The 245-nt window shown below is 66.1% G+C and carries 1 protein-coding gene; it reads right to left on the reverse strand.

The genetic code is table 11. From position 1 onward, the window contains the following. Positions 1-245: collagen-like protein (locus CA600_RS30750; protein WP_143812250.1), on the reverse strand; the 245-nt coding region annotated here is incomplete at both ends.

Consider the following 245-nt stretch of genomic DNA (forward strand, 5'->3'; position numbering starts at 1 on the left):
TCCATCTGCCCCGGTCGCTCCTGTTACTCCGTCGGCTCCCGTTGCTCCAGTCACTCCATCGGATCCCGTTGCACCAGTCACTCCGTCGGCTCCCGTTGCTCCTGTCACTCCAGCGACTCCCGTTGCTCCGTCGGCTCCAGTCGCTCCTGTTGCTCCGTCAGCCCCGGTTGCTCCAGTCACTCCATCTGCCCCGGTCGCTCCAGTCGCTCCATCGGCTCCCGTTGCTCCGGTCACTCCGTCGGCTC

This window comes from Paenibacillus sp. VTT E-133280 (assembly GCF_002264385.1).
Classification (GTDB): Bacteria; Bacillota; Bacilli; order Paenibacillales; family Paenibacillaceae; genus Paenibacillus_AQ; species Paenibacillus_AQ nitricinens.